The following is a 20906-nucleotide window of genomic DNA, read 5'->3' as shown; positions in this document are numbered from 1 at the left end:
TAGTTTTGAGCAAAAAAGGGGGGCTCAGCGCGGCGTGGCAAGGTCGAAACCGACGCCGGTTTCCGGACGCACTTCGAGCTGCTGGAATTCCCAGGCATCGCCCTTGCGGGTGCCGACGGCATGCAGGCGCGCCTCGCCCTTCGGGCCCCACAGGGCGATCGTCATGTCGGCGCGGTTGTCGTCGAGATAGCTTGGGCCTTTCGTGCCGAGCACGCTGACCGGCTGGCCGATCGCCTTGATCAGGCGCGGATCGCTGCTGACTGCGGTGGCTGCGGCCTGATAGGCGGCGGTCTCGATGAACGGGGGCGGGGGCAGCGGGGGTTCGGGCGGCAACGGCGGCGGGGGGACGATCTGCGCGTCGTGGACCCAGCGGCGCACGCCTGCATCGATCGGCGCCGGGCGGCCATCGACCTCATAGCTTTCGTAGGTGCGCCCATGGATATCGGTGGAGCGCTTGTACAGGCGCTGCCGGCCATCGACGGTATCGTGGATCTCCATGGTGTTGCCGACCAGCCGGCCCCAGAAGGACATGCCGTCCCTGGCGCGGGCGCCGGCGGGCCCTGCCTGGCCGGCGAGCACCACGCCGGTGCCGACCAGCGCGATCAGGCCAAGGGGCACGCCCCAGCGCAGCGTGGGCGGCGCCTCCGGTGACAACAGGCGTTTGATGCGATTCATGAGAAGACCTCCATTGGCAGGCAAAGCGAAGCGGAAACCGGGCATGCGCAACCGCTCGAGCCTGCTCAGCGCCTCGGCGAGCACGATCGGATCGCCGCACGCCGCGACGGCAAGATCATCACACGCATTCTCGCGCTCGGCCCGGATGCGGCGGCTGAGCCACCAGACGGCAGGATGATAGAAGAGCAAGGTCTCGACCGCGCATTGCAGGCCGTTCCAGATCCAGTCGAGCCGGCGGATATGCGCCAGCTCGTGCGCGATCAGCGCCTCGATCTGTTCGGGCGACAATCGGGTCAGGATCGATACCGGCAGCCAGATCACCGGCCGCAGCGCGCGCGCAGTGCAGGGCAGGACGCTGTCGTGCAGCAGCCGGATCGCGACCTGCCGGCGAATGCCGAGAGTCCGGCGCAGCGAGTCGGCACGCGCCTGCCAGGCTGGCGGCAACGATTCGAACGCCCTGGTGTCGAGCCGGCGAAGCATCGCCCAGCCGCCCGCCAGTCTTGCCGCCATCAGCGCGACGCCGGCGATCCACAGCCACCCCAGCCAGAGCGGCACGCCCACCGCGGTCGTTCCCGACAGAATGGCGAGTGGCGGGAGCGGCACACCGGCCGGCCTGATTGCCAGGTCCCCGGCAACCCTATCGCTTGGCGCACCGATCATCGTCACGAAGGTCAGCAATGGTGCTACTGCCATCGCCACCAGCACGACCATGCCGAGCGCATGGCGCAGTGCGGCGCTGCGGCGGGCGAGCAGCGCGAACAGTGCAGCGGCAATCAGGCCGAGTGCCGCGCCCTGCCACAGCGACTGCAGCAAGGCGGAAGCGAGGGCTGCCTCGATCGCCTGGCTCATGATGCCGGCCGCTCGCGGCGCGATTTCGCCTCGGCGATCATTGCTTCGATCGCGTCGAGATCCTCATGGCTGGCGGCGTCGGTGGCGAGCGCGCTCTGCACCAGCTGCACGGCCGATCCGGAAAAGGCCCGCGCCATCAGGTCCTTGAGCAGCGCCGATTGCACCGCCGGCTCGGGATGGGCCGCGGCATAAAGGTGCGTCCGCTCGCGTTCGTCGCGGCTGACCAGGCCCTTTTCGGACATGATCGTCATCATTTTCAGCACCGTCGTATAAGCGGTGTCCTTGGTGCGGGAGAGCGCCTCGTGAACCTCACGCACGGTGCTGGGGCCGCGATGCGCCCACAACACCCGCAATATCGCCAGCTCGCCTTCGGTAGGATGTGGATTCACGCGTCGCTCCTCGGGTACGACGCTTATAGTACTAACACATTAGTAGATGTCAACCGCGTGCCTGATAGTCGGGTTTACTGCCCGATTCACGCCAATATCGCGTCAACCCCAGCTCTTCGGCGAGGCGGTCAAAGCGCGGGTCCTCCCGCATCGCTGCAGTCGAGGGGAGGAAGATCGTCCGCGAATGCCGGCGCCCGGTGCGGCTGTAGATGCGCTGCTCGGGCGAGTAGCGCAGCATGCCGACATTGAAACCTCGGTTGAAGAAATAGGCGTCGGCAATCGCGAAGGCGGTGTCCGGCCGGCCGAGCGCGGCAGCGAACTGCATCGAATTCTCGGCATAGCCGACGCCCCGGTGCGCGGCTTCCAGCGCGAGGGCGATCGCCGCATCGATGTCGACCGTCGCCCGTGATCGCATCGCGCGCGCGACCTGCAGCAGCATCGCGAAATCCCAGTCGGGAATGCCGATCGGCCGCCCTTCGACATTGGCGCCGAAGCCGATCGCCTCGCCCGCCCGTCCCGTATAAAGCAGCAGGTAGAAGCGGGTGAACCACACCGCGAAATGGGTCGGGAACAGGTCGAACGCCTCGTCCATCGCGCGATCGGCTTCATCGAGCCGGTTCGCTGCCCAATATGCCACGACACGGGCATAGGCGGTGCCGGGTGTCGGCACGCTGAGCGGCCAGAGCTTGTCGACCAACACCGCGGATTCGCGGCAGCGGCCGACATCGCTGAACAGGCCGGCAAGTGCGCTGAGCAGCATCGGCTGGTCGGGCCGTGCGGCGAGCCCAGCGTGGAGCTGCTTCTCGATTTTCCCCCAATGACCCATCGCCGGGCTGAGCAGCCCGAGTGCCGCCCCCGCATAGACATTGGTCGGTTCGACCGCGAAGGCGCGCCTGGCGGCGGCGACTGCCCGTGCCCGTAGATCGGCCTCGAACTGCGGTGCGCGGGCAATCGAAGCGCCGGCATAGGCAAGCCCGAGCATGCCCCAGCCATCGGCATAATCGGGCGCGCCCTCGGTCACGCGGCGCAACAGGCCGATCGCCTGGCTATTGCCCTCCATCGTCCCCTGGCCCAGCGCCATCACTGCCTGTTCATAGAGCAGACCGACCTTGGCGGGCAGTCGCTTGCGGCCAGTCAGGCGCGGCAACAGCAGCGCCCCGCTCGCTGCCGCGGCGGCGGTGGCGGCGACGCCGATGACGATATTGCGACGGCTCGGGGGGATCATTTCCGCCTTAGCGTCAGGGGGCAGTCGCGGGGACGTCGGGACATCCACCGTCAGGCGATAGCCAACCTTGGTAACCGTCTCGACCGCAAAGGTCCCGCGCCCGATCCCGTCCGCCAGCCTGCGCAACCGGGAGATCACGCGGTTGATCGCATCCTCGCCGACGATCCGGCCCTCCCAGCAGCATCGGATCAGGTCGTCGCGGCTGACCACCGCGCCGTCCGCGAGGGCGAGCGCCACCAGCACCTGCATCACGCGCGGTTCGACCACCTCGTGCGTGCCGTCTTCGGCGGTCACCTGGCGGAGATCGGGCCGGACCTCCATCGCACCGATCCGAAACGATGCCGCGTGCGCAAGATCGATCCGGTCGGTCACCCCATCGCCCTTTCCATCACGCATCGGCCGCGTCGAGCCTGTAAACTGCCATATCGGCTCTTGATCGGCATTTCATCGGCCAATCATCAGGTCCTCATCCTCTCGGGCGAGCGCGGCGCGGGGCAATGTCTGCCTTGTCCGGCGCGACGGTTCGGCCCGGCTCTTGTGGAGGATAAGGATGATGAAGACCTTGACGATCGCCGCCGCCGCGATCGCGATGTGTGCCGCGACGCCGGCCGCCGCCGATCCGCTCGTGGTGCGCCATGCGGATCTCGACCTGGCGAGCTCCGCCGGTCGCGTCGAGTTAGATCGCCGGATCGCGCGCGCTGTCGAGGCTGCCTGTGGTTCCTATTTCCAGACCTCGACGGAGGAGCAGTGGGATATCGCCGCATGCCGTGCCGGCGCCTTCGCACATGTGCGGCCGATCAAGGACGCCCTGGTTGCCCGTGCGACCGGTAGCGGCTCGGCAAAGGTCGCGTCGCGCTGACGTCACGGCGCTCGACGGACTCGCGTCAGGTCGAGCGGTCGCGATCAGAAGCTCACGGTCAGGTTGGTCGACAGGTATTTGGTGTCACCGGACTTTGGCGCGTTCGGGGCGTCGCGCAGGAATCGGCCCTTGGCCAGCCACACCCCATCAATCTCGGCGCGCAGCCGATCCTGGATCAACCAGTATCGCACCCGCGCATCGACCTGATGGCCGGCGAAACTGCCGGATCGCCCCGTCACATCGCGCACGCCGGTGGTGGAAAAACTATCGGTGCGATCGGCCAGCCACATCGGCCGGTAAGTCACGAACCAGTCGATCGCCTTGTTCGGTACCGCCTCCAGGCGGATGCCCGGCGTCAGGATGTTGGCGCGGCCGACTGCATTGTACAGGCCGGCCGGGGCGAGATCGGCGCGGCGCATGCCGAACAGCGTGTCGAACCGGCCATAGGTCCGTCCCGGCCCGTCGCCGCTGGCCCGGTCGAATTCGATCGAGACGTGCGGCTTCCATCCCTGGGCGAAGGTGTAACCGATCTCGGCATGGACGAAGGAGGCGCTCACGTCGAGCATGGCGGCCGCCGACGCCAGGCCACTTCGGATATGGCCGAGCTGGTAGATCGCTTCCGCCTCATAGTCGAACGCGCCGGCTTTGGGGTCCCGTACGATGCGGGCGCCCACCGTGTTCAACGATCGGTCGCGGCTGGGTCGCCCCGGCGCATCACGCTCGCCGAGATGGTAGAAGGACAGTTCCGCCAGCGCCGGGCCGATCGTCTTCGCGCGGGAGATGGTGCCGCCCCACAGGATCTGGTCGAAGCTCTCCCGATCGACCTTCAACCGGTTGTCGAGGAGGGACGTCAGGTCGTCCGGCAGCCGAACCTGCGGCAGGACATAGATGAAGGTACCGCGCACCCCGCCGCGGGCGGCGATGTCGGCGCGCAGGCCGGTATAGCTATTGGTCGTGTTGCGATAATCGTCGGCTGCGACCAGCCGGCGCGAGCCGATGTTGAGCAGGAAGCGCCCGCCCTGCAGCGAAAGGGCGGTACCGGCACCAAAGGCATTGGGGGCGTCGACCGCGACATAGGCCTGCACCAGCTCGGCCGCATTCACCTCGCCGGTGGTGACGGGCGTGCCGCGATCGGCCAGATAGGCCCGGCTGTCGTACAGCTCGGCCGCGATCCGCACCGGTCCGTGGCGATATTGCGCGGTCAGGATCGTGCGCAGGTTGATCAACTCGTCGCTGCTATTGAACCCCGTACGTGCCTGACCGTCGATCGTTTCATAGCGCAGGCGGATGCTGCCGCTCAGATCGAACCCTTCGTCCGGCTTTCCGGGCCCGGCCTGGCCGAAGGCGGGCGTGGCGGCGAACAGGAGGCAGGCGACCGTCACGGCGCCCCTCATGCGGTCACCCCGGCCAGATAGAGCGCGATGCCCGCCGCCGAGGTCGCTGTGAGCGTCGGGATCGTGCCGGTCTTGAAGCGCAACACCGCGACGACTGCCGCAGCCGACAGCAGCAACGCCCATGGATCGACGCTCGACAGCATCGGCAGGTCGAACCGCAATGGGCCGGTCTCGAACGGCCGCACTGTGCGGAACAATGTGTGGACCGCGAACCAGATGGCGAGGTTCAGGATCACCCCGACCACTGCTGCCGTGATCGCGGACAGCGCACCGGCGATCGCCGCATTGCCGCGCAGCCGCTCGATGAATGGCGCCCCCAGGAAGATCCACAGGAAGCACGGGATGAAGGTGACCCAGGTCGCGAGCAGCCCGCCCAGCGTGCCGGCGAGCAGTGGCGGCAGCATTCCCGGATCGCGATAGGCCCCCATGAAGCCGACGAACTGGAGCACCATGATCAGCGGCCCCGGCGTCGTCTCCGCCATGCCCAGTCCGTCGAGCATCTCGCCCGGCTGAAGCCAGCGATAGGATTGCACGGCTTCCTGCGCGACATAGGCGAGGACGGCATAGGCGCCGCCGAAAGTGACCATCGCCATCGCCGAGAAGAAGGTCGCGATCTGGCTGAAGACATCGTCAGGCCCAAGCCACAGCAGCAAGATTGCGACAGGCGTAAGCCAGAGCGCCAGCCAGATCGCGGCGATCCGAAGCGCCTCGCCCTTGCCCATGCGCGCATGGGCAGGCAGATCCTCGCCGAGCAGCGTGTCGCGGTCCTCGACGATCGCCCCCTTCGACGCGCCGTGCCCGCCGCCAACCTGGAACACGCCAAGCCCCGCACGACCGCCGGCATAGCCGATTGCACCCGCCGCCAGGATGATCAGCGGGAAGGGAACACGCGCGAAGAAGATCAGCAGGAACGCGACGCCCGCGATGGCGAGCATGACGCGGTTCTTCAGCGCTCGCGACGCGATCCGCACCACCGCTTGCAGCACGATCGCCAGCACCGCTGCCTTCAGCCCGAAGAACAGCGCCGTGACGATGCCCAGCTTGCCGTAGATCGCGTAGATCCAGCTCAGCGCCATGATCGATATCACGCCGGGCAGGATGAACAGCCCGCCGGCAATGATGCCGCCCTTCGTGCGATGCATCAGCCAGCCGATATAGGTGGCGAGCTGCTGCGCCTCGGGGCCGGGCAGGACCATGCAATAGTTGAGCGCATGCAGGAACCGGTGCTCGCCGATCCAGCGTTTCTCCTCGACCAGCACGCGGTGCATCATCGCGATCTGGCCGGCCGGTCCGCCGAAGGAGAGGGCGGCGATGCGCAGCCACACCCGGAAGGCCTCGCCGATCGAGACGTGCTCCGCCGCCGCCGGCGCCGTTGCGGCGGCGGTCATTTCGGGCTCCGCGTTTTCGCCGGCTTGTGGGATGTCCAGTCATGCGTCTCGCCGGTCGCATCCCGGCACCAGCGATACAGCGCATCATAGACCGGCATGCCCGCATCGAGCTGCGCCAGATCGTCGGCAAACATCCGCGACAATCCGAGCGATATCGCCAGCAGCCCGGCCGCTTCGGGGACGAGGTCGGGGCGCGCCGTGTCCGCGCCGCGCACGATCGTGGCGAGGTGGGCGAGCGCCTCGATCCCGCCCAGGCCAAAGCCTTCGACCATCACATCGAAGGTGCAAAGCTCGCCACGATGCGTCCAGCGTACGCCGTCACCCTCCACATCGAACGGCGTCGCGCCCATGCGCACGGCTACGCCGGCGACCTCGGGCGCAGGTACGAACAGGAATTGCGCGGCGGGATCGACGAAGCGGCGGATCAGCCAGGGGCAGGCGATCCGGTCGACCTTGGGCCGCGCGCGGGTGGCCCAGAGCGTGCGGCCGGCGCCGTCGCGCGGCGGCACCGCCGCCTGGTCGACCATCGCAAAGCTGGCGGCCGCCCAGCCGGGAACACCATCCTCCAGGGCATCGGCATCGACGCCGGCCTGGCGCAACAGGGCGGCGACGCCGTGGCTAACGGTGTCGCTCTCGGCGACGACGATGACCGCCTGTCCGGCATGAGCCAGGGCCCAGTCGGCAGCACTGGCGAAAGAACGGCGCACCGCGCCGGGAATCAGGCGCGGCTCGGCGGCGAATTCGGCTTCGCTGCGGATATCGACGATCGTCGGGCAACCGGGGGTGCCGATCAGCTTGATGAGCTTGTCGGCGGCAATGGCATTGATCGCGGGCATGATGCGTCCTCAAACGATAAGGGACGCGATACTTCAGCCTGTCGCCTCATGGGGAGATCGCGGTCCCCATGAGCCTAAAAGGCAACGTAGCGGCGTTTCTGTCAAGCCTTGGCGATCAGGGCTTGGCGGTATCCAGCACGATATCCTGCACCACGATCTTGTCATGGCGGACTACGAACACGTCGACGCCCGACACCTGTTGCGGCGTGCCGCGGAACTGCATCCAGCGCAGCAGGGCGACGTCGCCACCCAGCGGCTCGACCACCGTCTCCATCGCGCGGATGCCGTCGATGCTGCCCTTGCCGGTCAGCACGACGAACACTTTCCGCGCGTTCGTTTTGCCCGAATAGACGCCCGGGGCATTTGCAGGGGTCTGACCGGGAACCAGGCCGGGCGGCGTGATGACGACGGTATCGTCGGCATAATCGTTCATCACCTTGTCGACGTCCGCGGTCTTCATCGAGACCACGTGATCCTTCACGACCTGTTCGGGCGTGCGATCGGCGGCATAGGCAGGCACCGCTGCGAACAGCGAGAGCGCTGCGGCCAGTTTCACGATCTTCGACATCTCTATCTCCCCGGATTGCGCCTGTTTTCGTTCCGCGGGACTGTTGTCCAATATGATATAGGATTCAAGCATCATTGCCGATGCTCGCGGGCAAAAATCAGCGCCCCGAGGCGCTCGTGTGGTTTTCTTGCGCGGTGGCGTCTCCCATATCCGCTGCACACCCATGATCGGAGACAGAAGATGCTGAAGCGACGCGCCCTTGGGAGTCAGGGTCTTGAGGTTTCCGAACTGGGCCTGGGCTGCATGGGGATGAGCCAGTCCTATGGCAGCTTCGACGATGCGGAATCGATCGCCACGATTCACCGCGCGATCGACCTGGGTGTGACGTTGTTCGACACGGCCGAAGTCTATGGCCCTTACACGAACGAGGAACTGCTCGGTCGCGCCCTCCAGGGCAAACGCGACAAGGTGATGATTGCGACCAAGTTCGGCTTCGACCTGCAGCATGAGAACCGCACCGGCGCCGTGAACAGTCGGCCCGAGCACATCCGCGAGGTTGCCGAAGCCTCGCTCAGGCGGCTCGGCACTGACCATATCGACCTGCTCTATCAGCACCGCGTCGATCCCGCCGTGCCGATCGAGGATGTCGCCGGCACCGTCGGCGCGCTGATCCGCGAGGGCAAGGTGCGCTATTTCGGCCTGTCCGAGGCGGGCGTGACCAATATCCGCCGCGCGCACGCGGTGCAGCCGGTCACGGCATTGCAGAGCGAATATTCCCTGTGGGAACGCGGGCTCGAGGCGGAGATCCTACCCGTGTTGCGCGAGCTCGGCATCGGGCTGGTGCCATTCAGCCCGCTTGGCCGCGGCTTCCTGACCGGCACGGCGATGCGGGCGGAGGATTATCCCGAGGGCGATTTCCGCCACGGCGATCCGCGCTTTCAAGGTGAGAATTTCACCGCGAACATGCGCGCCGCCGATGCGGTGCGCGCGCTGGCCGAGGCGAAAAGCGCGAAGCCGGGTCAGATCGCGCTCGCCTGGTTGCTCCATCAGGGCGATGATCTGGTGCCGATCCCCGGCACCAAGCGGCGTACCTATCTGGAGGAGAATGTCGCCGCAGCCGATATTGCGCTGAGCGAAGCGGAGCTGGCCGGGCTCGACGAAGCGCTGCGCCCCGGCGTCGTCGCGGGCGAACGGTACGGTAAGACCGGGATGGCGATGCTCGACCGTTAGGGCAGATCGACATTCACACAGACCGCCTCCTCCCACTGGAGAGGAATAAGACGGCTGAATGGTCGATCCGCCCCAGTTTCAGGGCTTGTCGGTGAAGCGCTTGACCTTCACCGGCAGGTCCTTGCCCTTGGTCCGCCGCGACGGGATCTGCACCGGATGCTTCTTCTTCCATGCGGCGAAGGTCATCGGCCCGTCCGGCGTGTCGATGATCAGGTCGTCGGTCGAATCGGTCACGCAGCGGGCTCCGGAATGGGCGGCGGCGTCACCGGTGCGAGACCGGAGACGCCGCCGGATGCGATCAGCCCTTTACGGCCTTCGGCTTGGCATAGGGCACGAACTCGCCCAGGCCGACAAAGCCGGTCTGGAAACGCGCTGCCCGGTCGACCAGCTTGATCGTGTCGAGGCTGCACAGCTGCGACCCGAAGGTCTTGCTGACCAGGATGTCGTCGCTGTCGAGCGACGTCTGCCCGACACGCGGACGGTTCACGTACAGCGTGCTGCCGATGCGATAGACGATCGCGGTGCCGTCATAGACCGTCGACGAGGTGATGTTGTGCTGGCTGATGCAGCTCACCGGCTTGCCGGCGACGCGGCCTTCGAGCGCCTTGGCGAGCTGAGCCTCGGCCTTGCTGTTTTCGCGGTGGTCGCGTGCCGTGGCCGGTGCCGTGGCGCCCATGCCGATCAGCGCGGCGCCCAGTAGCATTGAGGAGATACGCATAGGGACCCTCGTTCGTTTGAGTGTTGGCGAGGGTCATACCATATCGTTGCTGAACCGGCGATGAGTCACGGAGCCGATTCGGCCCCTCTGGTCAGGGTACGCGGCGGGCGGTAATGATCCGGATCGTCGGCGCGAGCATCTGCCCCTTCATCACGCCCTCGCCCTCGGTGGGGGAGGTGGGGGCCGTGCCGATGCGGCGCACCACGTCCATCCCCTCGATCACATGCCCGAACGCCGCGAAGCCAAGATTGTCGCCGGGCTGGTCGGGCTTAGCATCAAGCGAAGAGAGGTCGCCGATCGCGATGAAGAAGTCGGCGGTCGCGCTGCCCGGCTTGTCCCGCGCCATGGAGATCACGCCGTCCTTGTTGGTCAGGCCCGTCTGGGTGGTCGGCTCGTGCGGCACCGGCGGGAACAGTTTGCGCGGGTCGTTGCGCAGGCCGCCCTGGATCAGGCCAAGCTCGGGCTGGAGCTTCATCGCGCGGTAGAAGGTGATTCCGTCGAAGCGCTTGGTGTCGACATAATGCAGGAAGTTCGCGGTCGTCTTCGGCGCGCGGTCCTTCTCCAGCTCGAGCGTGATCGGGCCTTCACTGGTGGTCAGCACCACGCGGACGGTAGCGGGTGGCGCTGCGGGCGTGGCGGTCTGCGCGGTGGCAGTGCCGATACCCAGCAGCAGGGCGGCGAGCGTGGCGAATCGTTTGAACATGGCTCCAGCCTAGAGCGTCGCCGCGCGCTCTGCCAAGCCGCCGAATGCCAAACCCCGGATGGCTGCCCCCGCGCGCATCGGCCGCGCGGGGGCATGCGCATCAGAACTCGGCGCTCACACCGAAGGTGAAGGTCCGGCCGCTGGTCGTGTAGACCTCGCTACGGTCGGCATTGATGTCGGCGAACTGACGGATCGCCTCATTGGTCAGGTTGATGCCTTCGGCCACCAGCCGGATCTTCGGCGTGATGTTGAAATGCGCCTGGAAGTCGATGTTGTTGGTGCCCTTGATGCCGTCGCCGGTGTTGGCGGTATTGCCGGTATTGGTCAGATACTGGCTGCGATAGGCGTCCGACACGCGCACGCCCCAGTCCTTGTCCTCATAATAGAGCGTGATGTTCGCCGCCCATTTGGACAGGTTGAGCAGCGGCAGGGTCTCGATCCTGGTAATGTCCCCCACCTTGTAGATCGCCTTCTGGTGCCCGTCGAACCAGGTGCCGTTGGCGACCATGCCGAGATGGTCGAATGGCGCCGGCAGGAAGGTGAAGTCGTGTTGGACCGCCACTTCGATGCCCTTGATATCCGCGCCCGGCCCATTGACGGGCCGGCTCACATCATAGGGCGTGGCGCCGGTCTGATCCTGGATCAGCAGCGACAGCGGCAGACCCGTCTCGCTGTACGGGATCGTCGTGCTGCTCGTCGTGATGAAGCTGTCCATATGCTTGTAGAAGAAGCCCACCGAAGCGAAGCCTGTGCGATCCATATAATATTCGATCGAACCCTCGATCGAGGTCGCCTTGTACGGCTTCAGGAAGGGATTGCCGAAGCTGGCGCTCCCGCCGTTCGGCCGGGTAGTGAGCGTGCCGGCCGCCGCCAGGTCGCCCAGCGCCGGGCGGTTGACGTTGCGGCTCGCGCTCAGGCGCACCACCACATCCTTGGCGACGTCGAGCGCGAAATTGGCGGCGGGCAGCCAGCCATGGCTGTTGGTCCCGATCTCCACCGGTACCAGCGTATTCATCCCGTTCACCGGCGCAGTGAGATGGCCCGAAGAGGTCAGGTCGGTCGAATAATAGCGCAGGCCCGCATTGCCGCGCAGGCGCATGCCGCCGACCTGGGTGTCGAGATCAACCTGGGCAAAGCCGCTCCAGGTCTTCTCGTCGACCAGATAGTCGCTGCCGGCTTGCAGAAACTTCGCCGACAGATCCCGTGGATCGCCGACATAGGCATACACGCCGTCCACATTGCCGACGATATAGGGCAGCAGCGAATCCCGCCCGATCACGTCCTTCAGATTGTTCGGAATCGCCAGGTTCGCCGGGACGTTGTGGAACACCTTGTTGACGTAGATATAGCCGCTGTTGCTGAAGTGTTTGAACTCGCCGCCGGCCTTGAAGGTCAGTGCGTCGGTCGCCGCAAAGGCAGCGCTCAGCTTGCCATTGGCATATTTGCTGGTGATCCCGTTCTCCTGCACGTCCAGGCGCTGCAGCGTCCAGTTGTTGGGGTCCGTCAGGTCCTTGCCATAGGTGTTGACCGGGATGGTCGGCCGGGTGTCGAAGCTGAAGGCCATGTTCTTGGCCTCCATGAACACCTTGTCGAACACCGGCTGGCTGAAATCGGATTCTTCGTATCCACCCAGCGCGTTGATCGTCAGCCGGTCGGTCACCTTCCAGCTCGCATTGGCCACGCCTTGGTAGAAATCGGTGTGGTTCTTGACGATGTGGTGCTCGGAACGCTGGTCGATGCCGGTATAGCTCGCCGCGCGCAGCGTGTTGCCGTCGATCACCGCCGACTGGATGATCTGGCTGCCACTGACCGCGGAACCGGTCAGCGCGTTGCTGCCGGCGCTGGCGATGGCGTAGTCGTCGCGGTAATCCCACAACCGGCCATAGAGGAAGTCGACGTCGAGCGTGAACCGGTCGCCGGGATGATATTGCAACGAGGAGGTGACGCCCAGCCGCTTGCGGTCGGTGTACCAGGTCGAAGGTGATTCAGCCTGGGGTGCCACGATGTTGCCCGATTGCAGCAGTTGCGAGGTCGCGGCGTCGATATTGGGGCCGATATTGCCGGGCGCATATTTTACGGTGCCCCAGCCCCAGTTGCGATAGCCGTACTCGTTGCTCTTGATCTGGCTGTACGCGACCGAGACGAGCGCCCCGAAATCGCCCCAGCGCCCCGAGGCGAGGCCGACGACGCGCGGGGTGATGCCGCTGGTGTTGGTGTTGGTCTGGCCCTTGGCCGAGACGACGATCTTCGAGCCGCTGTAATCGAACGGCTTGGCGGTGTTCAGTCCGACCGTGCCGGCGATGCCGCCTTCGTCCTGCTCGGCCGCATAGGATTTCTGGATCGAGACGCGGTTGAACAGCTCGGACGCGAACAGGCTGTAATCGAACGAGCGCGACCGGCTGACGCCGCCGCGATTGTCCATGCCCGATGCGGTGTTGCCCAGCACTTCCATGCCGTTGAGCTGGGTGCGGGTGAACTCGGCGCCGAGGCCGCGCAGCGCGATCTGGCGGCCTTCGCCCGAATCGCGCGTGATGGTGATGCCGGCGACGCGCTGGAGCGATTCAGCCAGGTTCAGGTCCGGAAAGGCGGCGATATCCTGCGCCAGGATATCGTCCTCCGATCCGACGGCGGCGCGCTTCAGTTCCTGCGCGCGGGTGAGGCTCTGGCGATAGCCCGACACGACGATGTCGCTCTCGCTGATGGCTTCCTGCTCAGGCGCGGCGCCCGCAGTCTCGACCTGCGCGATCTCGCGCACGGCATGGGTGGGGCGGCGCAGGGCGGCGGGTGCGGCCGCAATCGGCTTCAGCACTGCGACGCCGTCGCTGATCGATGCCGACAGGTTGGTGCCGCGCAGCATCAGGTCGAGCGCTTCGCGGACGCTGTGCGCGCCGCGCACGCCGGCGGTGCGGCGCTTCGCCACGACGTCGGGCGCCACGATCACCTGCACGCCCGTCGCGCGCGAGAATTGCGAGATGGCGGTGCGCAGGTCCGACGCGCCGATGTCGAAGCGCATCTGCCGTGCCAGCGTACCCTCGACAGGCTTGGCCTGCGCCATGGCAGGCGCGGCAAGCGCCGCTGCCAGCGCGATCAATGAAAGTCCCTTTGTGCGATCCATGATATTCCTCCGCTCAGGCGTCTGTTCGCCTCGGACGGAGGACGGGGTTGGGCACCCGGTCCGGACAAAAGAATTTTGTTGCAGTGCAATGACATTGGCGTGACGAAAGCGGTACTCACTCCGCCGCCGGCTCGAGCCGCAGCTTGTCGCCTTCGTCCACCACTTCGAAGCCATAGGCGCCGCCGATCGCACCAAGCAATTGCCGTGGTTTATCAAGCTTGAAGCGGCCGGACAGGGCGATCTTGCCCAAGGCTGGCGACGGCTCCAGGATCATCGGCCCGCCGCGCCGGTTGAGCGCATCCACCAGGTCGGCGAGCCGCATATTATCGGTGTCGAGCCAGTCCTGCCGCCAATCCTGCTGCGTCGCATCAAAGCGCGTCGGCGCCTGCGCGACCCCGCCCTCGAAGCGCGAGCGCCAGCCCGCCGGTACCTCGACGCTCCGTGCGCCGGCCCCGACGCCGCCGAACCGCACGCGCCCGCGATACACCGCGAGCTTCACCTCGCCGCGCGCCATGTCGACATCGAAGGCAGTGCCGAGCACCTGCGTAGACGAGGCACCGGCCTGGACGATGAACGGACGGGTCTTTTCGTGCGCGACGTCGAAATAGGCCTCGCCCCGGTTGAGCGCGACGTGCCGCTTTTTGTCGTCGATCGTCACGTCGAGGCTGGTCGCGCCGTTGAGATGAAGCGTCGATCCATCGGCAAGCGTCACGTCGCTCTGCTGTCCGCGCGCGGTTTCGTAATGCGCGACGATCGGGGCCGGAGCGCCGAGGAACCACCCGCTCGACCAGCCGCCGACGCCCACCGCGGCGACCAGCACCGCCGTCCCGAGCGTCGCAATCCCCCGACGGCGTGCCGCGCGCATCGCCAGGATGTCGCCATCGGAAAGCCGGCCGAACCCCGCCGACTGCTCCAGCGCTTCCGCCAGGGCCGGATCGTCGAGCGTCGCCTGAACCGCACCGGCGAGCGGCGGCGGCGTGGCGGGTGCCTCGTCTTCGGTCAGCGCCCAGCGGGCGGCATCGCGCAGGGCGCTGCGGCGGCTCATGCGCGTGCTCCCGCGGGAAGGCCGCGCCGTTCGAGCGCGGCGCGCAGATCGGCCAGCGCTCGGCTGCAATGTTTCTCGATCGCCGAAATGCTGAGCTGCAGGTCGTTCGCGATCACCGCCGCCGGAATCCCGTCGAGCCGTCGGCGCAGGAACACTTCGCGGCGCAGCGGCGGCATCACCTTCAGCGCCCGCACCAGGATATCGACGCGCTGCCGATAATCGAGGATTTCCTCGGCGCGAGGCTGGGGGCAGGCAATGTCTTCGGCCAGCTCGGCGGTCTGGGGCTGGGCCTGGCGGCGGCGCAGATGGTCGAACACCAGGTTGCGCGCCACGGCGAAGCAGAAGGCACCGACATCCACCACGGGCCGGGTGCGGCGATAGCTGTAGAGCCGGACATAGGTTTCCTGGACGATATCCTCGCCGTCATTGCGATCGCGCAGCCGCCCTTCGACGAAGCGCTGCAGCGCGTGGCGCAGGTCGATCTCGTCCCGCGCGAGCCCGCGCGCGGCGATGGGCGACAGCTCGTTCATCGGCTGCACCCGACAAGGGCGGGCAGGGCGCGGCGGTGCGGCATGCCGGTCATTGGTCGCTCCCGTCCCTGGATCTACACGAGTCCCGTCCCTCTAGGCGCGCTCCATGACCCATAAGTGACAGTCGCGCGGATGAAGCGCAGGCCCGTCGCTTTACTGTAACGCGCCGCCCTTAAGGCCCCGCCCTTTGGTGACAGGAGTGGATCATGCGCAGGGCGATGCTGATGGCGACGATGGCAGCGCTCGCTTTGGCCGGCTCGGCCCCCGCCCAACAGGCGGAACGGCCGCTGTTCAGCATCGGCGCGATCGCCGATGCGCAATATGCGGTCGAGCCCGATAGCGGCCAGCGTCTCTACCACACCACTCCGGCAAAGCTCGCCGCCGCGGTCGCCGATCTCAGCCGGCGGCGGCTGGCCTTCGTCGTCCATCTCGGCGATTTCATCGACCGCGACTGGGCGAGTTACGATCTGATCCTGCCGGTCGCCCGCAAGCTGAAACACCCCTGGCAGTTCGTGCTGGGCAATCACGAATTCGCGATCGACGACGCGCACAAGCCGCTGGTCCCGGCCAAGCTCGGCATGAAGGCGCGCTATCACAGCTTCGTGCAGCATGGCTGGATGTTCATCGTCACGGACGGCAACGACCTCAGCAGCTATGCCTGGCCCGAGGGCAGCGCCGAGCTGAAAACCAGCATGGACAAACATGCCGCGCTCTATGCCGACAAGCCGTTATGGGACGGCGGCATCGGCGATGCCCAGCTCCACTGGATCGACGCGCAACTCGCCGAGGCCGACAAGCGCGGGCTGAAGGCAATGCTGTTCAACCATTTCCCGCTCTATCCCGAGAACCCGCATAATCTGTGGAATGCCTCGACGGTGATGGCGCTGCTCGAACGCCACCCCTCCGCGAAGATCTGGCTCGACGGCCACAACCATGACGGCAATTACGGCGCCCGCGCCGGCATCCACTATGTCAACCTGAAGGCGATGCTCGACACGGAGGAGACCTCCTATGCCCGGCTCGATTTCTTCGCCGACAAGGTCGTGGTGCACGGCACGGGGCGGCAACAGGACATGACGCTCCCGCTGCGGTGACGCTCTGGCCGATCCCGATTTCCATGCCTAGACTGACTGAGTCAGGTGCCGTGGAGAGGAACCGCCATGCAGATCGTCGACCGCGCGCCCGTGCAGGGCTCGTTGCGCCCGAGCAACCACCCTTATCTCAACGGGGCCTGGACGCCGCTGCATGAGGAAGTGACGGCGATCGACCTCGAAGTGATCGAGGGCGTGATTCCGGACGACATCGACGGCGTCTATCTGCGCAATACCGAGAACCAGCTCCACCAGCCGCTCGGCCGCTATCACCCGTTCGACGGCGACGGAATGATCCACCAGATCGATTTCCGGAACGGCACGGCTTCCTATCGCAACCGCTTCGTGCGCACCCGCTGCTTCCAGGCCGAGCAGGAAGCGGGCGGGTCGCTCTGGGGCGGGCTGGCCGATCGAGCCGGCACCTCGCTTCGCCCCGGCTTTGGCGCGCATGGGTCGCTCAAGGACAGCAGCAGCACCGACATCATCGTCCATGCCGGCAAGGCGATTTCGACCTTCTACCAGTGCGGCGAAGGCTATGTGCTCGATCCCGAGACGCTCGAGCAGCACGGCATAGCGCCCTGGGTCCCGCTCGACGGCATCTCGGCGCATCCCAAGGTGGACGACCGCACCGGCGAGCTGATGTTCTTCAACTACTCGAAGCACGCGCCCTTCATGCACTATGGCGTGGTCGATCGGGACGAACGGCTGACGCACTATATCCCCGTGCCGCTCCCGGGCCCGCGCCTGCCGCACGACATGACCTTCAGCGAGAACTGGTCGATTATGAACGACCTGCCGGTGTTCTGGGATGCCGACCTGCTCAAGCGCGATATCCACGCCGCCCGCCTGCACGAGGGCGTGCCCGCCCGCTTCGCACTGATCCCGCGCCATGGCGGTCCCGACGAAATCCGCTGGTTCGAGGCCGAGCCCACCTATGTCCTCCATTTCCTCAACGCCTATGAGGAAGGCGACGAGGTGGTGATGGACGGCTATTTCCAGGAGGATCCGACGCCCGCGCCGCTCGAGAATGCCGATGGGTATGGGCATCTCATGGCCTATGTCGACGAGCACAGCTTCCGCCCGAAGCTGCACCGCTGGCGCTTCAACCTGGCCGACGGCACGACCCGCGAGGAGCGGCTGGACGAGCGCATCCTCGAATTCGGCATGATCAACCAGCGTGTCGCCGGGCGGAAGCATCGTTACATCTATTCGACCACCTCGAAGCCGGGCTGGTTCCTGTTCAACGGCTTCGTCAAGCACGACCTGGAGACGGGCGACTCCTGGGAGCTGATGCTGGAAGACGGCCGCTACGCCAGCGAAGCCCCCTTCGCACCGCGCACCGGCGCAATCGACGAGGATGACGGCTATCTCGTCAGTTTCATCATCGACGAGAACCGCGGCACCTCCGAATGCGTGCTGATCGACTGCAAGCGATTCGAGGACGGCCCGGTTTGCCGCATCGCGCTGCCGCACAAGATTTGCAGCGGCACGCATGCGCATTGGGCGGAACGGGCTGTGCTGCGAGCGGCGCGATAAGGCTCGCGCGACGGTCCTGTGCCCTACAACGCCGATCTGGATGCTCTCGCGGCAATAGCGGACGCGCCCGACACTAAAGATGTGTCGAGCGCGTTCGCCGACTATTGCCGGTTGCGTGCGAGCGGGCGACGACGGGAGGCGCTCGAGCAGCTCGATCGGTTCATTGTATCGACGGAAGAAGGGCACTTCGATCATCGGCGCGCTTTTGTCCGCTGGGTAACGGCGCCCAATGGGTTGGTGGATTCGCGACTATTGACGCCGCAGCCGGTGATCGCGCGGATCATCGTCCCAACCGTGGATGAGTGGCGCGATCGAGAACCCGACGACGCCGAGGCATATTTCCTCAAAGGCCGGTACGGCGATTGGACGGTATCGGAGAACGAGCCAGGTCCGCTCGACTGGTTCCGCCGAGCGATCGAACTCGCGCCGGATCATCAAGGCGCTCGCCGGGCCTTTATTGATTGGGTGGTGGGGCATGTCGAAAATGCCCAGCATGAATTGCCGTTGGGATATCTGGGCTCGCCGGAGGGGGATCTCGCCGAGGTGGAGGAGGCGCTTCGTCTTCTCGACGGCGTGGAGCAACCGCACTGGCGCGTGGGGGTAGGTGCGAAACTGACTCACCTGCGCGACACGACAGAAGCGTGGGTTGGCGCGGTGGGCTAGGCCTTCGGCCACCACGGCACGAACCCCGATGTGCGCCGCACATAATCCTGATAGCCCGCCCGCTTGCGCTTCAGCCGCCCCTCGATCGTCGGCACGCCCGACCATCGAATCAAGGTCCAGGTCAGCAGCGCCGGCCCGGGCAGCGCCCAGATCCCCGACCCGCTCTCGGCGGCGATCAGGTACAGGCCCCACCAGGTGAGCGCATCGCCGAAATAATTGGGGTGCCGCGTGTAGCGCCACAGCCCCGTCGCCAGCACCTTGCTCGCATTGGCCGGATCGCGGCGGAACTGCACCAGCTGCCAGTCGCCCACGCTTTCGAACAGGATGCCGGCGATTGCGACGCCCGCGCCAACCAGGCCCAACAGACCGACCGGCGGCCCGGCATCGATCTGGCCGAGCTGCACCGGCAGGCAGACGATGAACAGCAACGGCGCCTGAGTCGCGAAGACCAGCAGCAGCGAGGCCCGGGCGAAACCCCAGCCCTTGGCTTCCTCCACCATGGCGAACATCTTGCCATAGCGCCGGTCCGGCCCCTGGGTGCGCCAGCGCCAGAGGAGATAAAAGCCGAGCCGCACCCCCCACACCGCGCACAAGCCTAGCAGCAAGGCCTTGCGCGTCGGGTCGCCGCCGGTGTGGAGGAAGCTCGCCGCGCCGAGGAACACCATGCCCAGCGCCCAGACGCTGTCGATCGGCGTCACGTCGCGCGTCTTCAGGCAGATCAGCCATAGCAGGACGAACAGCGCGACCAGCAACGCTGCGTTGGTGGCGAGCAGGATGACCGCGGTCATGCCGCCGTGCGCTCGACGATGAAGCTGACGGTCGTGGTGGTCGATCCGCCGATATTGAGCGTCTGCACGCGACGTGCCCCTTCGACCTGATAATCGCCCGCTCTTTCGGTCACCTGCTTCGCCGCGTCGAGCAGCATTCTCACCCCTGTCGCCCCGACCGGATGGCCAAGCCCGATCAGCCCGCCCGACGGGTTGACCGGCATCCGCCCGCCGATCTCGATCGATCCGTCCTCGATTGCCCGCCAGGACTCGCCAGGTCCGGTCAGGCCGAGATGGTCGATCGCCATATATTCGGTCGCCGTGAAGCAGTCATGCGTCTCGACCGCGTCTACGCCCGCGATATCCACCCCGGCCCGCGTTCGCGCGTCGAGGATCGCGCGGCGGACCTGCGGGAAGACATAGGGCTCGCCCTCGCTCGCCCGCACCTTCGCCGCATAAGGGATGGGCGCGGAGCGATGCCCCCAGCCGCTGATCCGTGCCAGGCTCTCCAGCGGTACGCCGCGCTTGCGGGCGTATTCGGCGGCGCGCTCGGGCGAAGCGAGGAACACCATGGCTGCGCCGTCGGTCACCTGTCCGCAATCCATCTTGCGCGTCCGTCCTTCGACAACCGGATTGGCCTCGTCGTCGGCGGTGAAATGCGCCGGCGTGAAGCTGTGGCCGCGCGTCTGGGCGTTGGGGTTGCGTTTGGCATTGCCGAAATTGATCTCGGCGATGCGCATCAGGTGCTCGTATTTCAGGCCGTGCCGGCGGTCATATTCCTCGGCGAGATCGGAAAAGGCGCGCGGCCAGACGAACTCGGCATCGCCATATTCGTGCCCGTTCCACGCCGCCGCCCCCAGATGCTGTGCGGCCACCCGCCCGGGCACGTTACGCATCTGCTCGATCCCGACGACGCAGGCGAGGTCGTATCGCCCCGCCTCGATCTCCGCCGTCGCCGCGAGCAGCGCGACGCTGCCCGAGGCGCAGGCGGCCTCGTGCCGCGCGGTCGGCAGCCCATCCCACACCGGATCGACCAGCCCGAAGAACCCGCCGAGCAAGCCCTGCCCAGCGAACAGCTCAGCGGTGAAGTTGCCGACATGGCCAGTTTCCACCTCGTCGGCATCGAGCGCGGTCGCGTCGAGGCCGTGCCGTACCGTCTCGACAAAGGCATCGGCGATATCGATCCCCTCGCGGCTCCAGGTGCGCGCGAAGTCGCTCTGCCATCCGCCCAGGATATAGACCAAACCCGCTCTCCCCTTCTCGCGACCGCTTTCCATCGGCCTTTCACTGAGTGTCGCGCGTTTGGCGGCGCTTGGCAATTTGCGCCGGGTTCCCGCCAAAGCGGCTTCATCTCCTGTGGCGGCGCGCGGATAGCGGCATATCCT

Annotated in this window: 20 protein-coding genes; 5 read left to right on the top strand and 15 right to left on the bottom strand. The window is 66.4% G+C overall.

Annotated elements, in window-relative coordinates; all coding sequences use genetic code 11:
* Window positions 1-24 precede the first annotated feature (24 nt).
* From WC729_RS06130 to WC729_RS06120, 3 genes are read right to left on the bottom strand one after another with little or no spacing between them, the layout of a single operon-like run.
* Window positions 25-1524, bottom strand: coding sequence for a M56 family metallopeptidase (locus WC729_RS06130; RefSeq protein WP_372850579.1), 1500 nt, complete (start codon window positions 1522-1524; stop codon window positions 25-27).
* Window positions 1521-1913 (bottom strand): BlaI/MecI/CopY family transcriptional regulator, encoded by a 393-nt coding sequence (locus WC729_RS06125; RefSeq protein ID WP_372850578.1) that lies wholly within the window; start codon window positions 1911-1913, stop codon window positions 1521-1523. The genes WC729_RS06130 and WC729_RS06125 overlap by 4 nt, the downstream gene beginning before the upstream one ends.
* A gap of 49 nt (window positions 1914-1962) precedes the next feature.
* Window positions 1963-3534 (bottom strand): winged helix-turn-helix domain-containing protein, encoded by a 1572-nt coding sequence (locus WC729_RS06120; RefSeq protein WP_372850577.1) that lies wholly within the window; start codon window positions 3532-3534, stop codon window positions 1963-1965.
* Window positions 3535-3691: 157 nt separating this feature from the next.
* Here WC729_RS06120 and WC729_RS06115 point away from each other — a divergent pair, with 157 nt between their 5' ends.
* Window positions 3692-3997: a UrcA family protein gene (locus WC729_RS06115; RefSeq protein ID WP_372850576.1), complete on the top strand. Its 306-nt coding sequence runs from the start codon at window positions 3692-3694 to the stop codon at window positions 3995-3997.
* A 44-nt stretch (window positions 3998-4041) separates the two neighbouring features.
* Here WC729_RS06115 and WC729_RS06110 read toward each other — a convergent pair whose 3' ends face one another.
* The 4 genes from WC729_RS06110 to WC729_RS06095 form a co-directional block, all read right to left on the bottom strand.
* Window positions 4042-5391 carry an alginate export family protein gene (locus WC729_RS06110; RefSeq protein ID WP_372850575.1) on the bottom strand — a complete coding sequence of 450 codons (1350 nt, stop codon included), beginning with the start codon at window positions 5389-5391 and terminating at the stop codon, window positions 4042-4044.
* The gene (gene chrA / locus WC729_RS06105) at window positions 5388-6779 is read right to left on the bottom strand and encodes a chromate efflux transporter (RefSeq protein ID WP_372850574.1); all 1392 of its coding nucleotides are present in this window, start codon (window positions 6777-6779) and stop codon (window positions 5388-5390) included. The genes WC729_RS06110 and chrA overlap by 4 nt, the downstream gene beginning before the upstream one ends.
* A complete protein-coding gene (locus WC729_RS06100; protein ID WP_372850573.1) occupies window positions 6776-7615 on the bottom strand; it encodes a chromate resistance protein ChrB domain-containing protein in 840 nt (279 codons plus the stop codon). Before WC729_RS06100 ends, chrA begins: the two co-directional genes overlap by 4 nt.
* A 115-nt stretch (window positions 7616-7730) precedes the next feature.
* Window positions 7731-8183, bottom strand: coding sequence for a nuclear transport factor 2 family protein (locus WC729_RS06095; RefSeq protein ID WP_372850571.1), 453 nt, complete (start codon window positions 8181-8183; stop codon window positions 7731-7733).
* A gap of 183 nt (window positions 8184-8366) precedes the next feature.
* On the opposite strand from WC729_RS06095, the gene WC729_RS06090 reads away from it, so the two are divergent.
* Window positions 8367-9353, top strand: coding sequence for an aldo/keto reductase (locus tag WC729_RS06090; RefSeq protein WP_372851023.1), 987 nt, complete (start codon window positions 8367-8369; stop codon window positions 9351-9353).
* A 78-nt stretch (window positions 9354-9431) separates the two neighbouring features.
* On the opposite strand, the gene WC729_RS06085 is transcribed toward WC729_RS06090, so the two are convergent.
* The 6 genes from WC729_RS06085 to WC729_RS06060 form a co-directional block, all read right to left on the bottom strand.
* On the bottom strand, window positions 9432-9587 hold the full coding sequence (locus tag WC729_RS06085; RefSeq protein WP_372850569.1) for a hypothetical protein: 156 nt from the start codon (window positions 9585-9587) through the stop codon (window positions 9432-9434).
* Between the two features lie 64 nt (window positions 9588-9651).
* The gene (locus WC729_RS06080; RefSeq protein ID WP_372850567.1) at window positions 9652-10071 is read right to left on the bottom strand and encodes a hypothetical protein; all 420 of its coding nucleotides are present in this window, start codon (window positions 10069-10071) and stop codon (window positions 9652-9654) included.
* Window positions 10072-10162: 91 nt separating this feature from the next.
* Window positions 10163-10774, bottom strand: coding sequence for a peptidylprolyl isomerase (locus WC729_RS06075; RefSeq protein ID WP_372850565.1), 612 nt, complete (start codon window positions 10772-10774; stop codon window positions 10163-10165).
* Window positions 10775-10874: 100 nt separating this feature from the next.
* Entirely contained in the window at window positions 10875-13889 is a 3015-nt protein-coding gene (locus WC729_RS06070; protein WP_372850563.1) for a TonB-dependent receptor, read from the bottom strand.
* A gap of 115 nt (window positions 13890-14004) precedes the next feature.
* Window positions 14005-14934 (bottom strand): FecR family protein, encoded by a 930-nt coding sequence (locus WC729_RS06065; RefSeq protein ID WP_372850561.1) that lies wholly within the window; start codon window positions 14932-14934, stop codon window positions 14005-14007.
* Window positions 14931-15464, bottom strand: coding sequence for an RNA polymerase sigma factor (locus WC729_RS06060; protein WP_372850559.1), 534 nt, complete (start codon window positions 15462-15464; stop codon window positions 14931-14933). The genes WC729_RS06065 and WC729_RS06060 overlap by 4 nt, the downstream gene beginning before the upstream one ends.
* Before the next feature lie 206 nt (window positions 15465-15670).
* Between WC729_RS06060 and WC729_RS06055 the strand changes: the two genes are divergently transcribed.
* The 3 genes from WC729_RS06055 to WC729_RS06045 all read left to right on the top strand — a co-directional run bounded on the left by WC729_RS06055 (window position 15671) and on the right by WC729_RS06045 (window position 18754).
* Window positions 15671-16558, top strand: a complete 888-nt coding sequence (locus WC729_RS06055; RefSeq protein ID WP_372850557.1) for a metallophosphoesterase — start codon at window positions 15671-15673, stop codon at window positions 16556-16558.
* A 66-nt stretch (window positions 16559-16624) separates the two neighbouring features.
* A complete protein-coding gene (locus WC729_RS06050; RefSeq protein WP_372850555.1) occupies window positions 16625-18091 on the top strand; it encodes a carotenoid oxygenase family protein in 1467 nt (488 codons plus the stop codon).
* A gap of 18 nt (window positions 18092-18109) precedes the next feature.
* Entirely contained in the window at window positions 18110-18754 is a 645-nt protein-coding gene (locus WC729_RS06045) for a hypothetical protein (protein ID WP_372850553.1), read from the top strand.
* Here the strand turns inward: WC729_RS06045 and WC729_RS06040 are convergent.
* Window positions 18751-19542, bottom strand: coding sequence for a DUF1295 domain-containing protein (locus tag WC729_RS06040; protein WP_372850551.1), 792 nt, complete (start codon window positions 19540-19542; stop codon window positions 18751-18753). The two genes, WC729_RS06045 and WC729_RS06040, sit on opposite strands and share 4 nt — an antisense overlap.
* Window positions 19539-20765: an acetyl-CoA acetyltransferase gene (locus tag WC729_RS06035; protein WP_372850549.1), complete on the bottom strand. Its 1227-nt coding sequence runs from the start codon at window positions 20763-20765 to the stop codon at window positions 19539-19541. The genes WC729_RS06040 and WC729_RS06035 overlap by 4 nt, the downstream gene beginning before the upstream one ends.
* Window positions 20766-20906 lie beyond the last annotated feature (141 nt).

It is taken from the genome of Sphingomonas sp. (assembly GCF_041661825.1).
GTDB lineage: Bacteria > Pseudomonadota > Alphaproteobacteria > Sphingomonadales > Sphingomonadaceae > Sphingomonas.
This window is presented reverse-complemented; position numbering and strand designations above follow the sequence as displayed.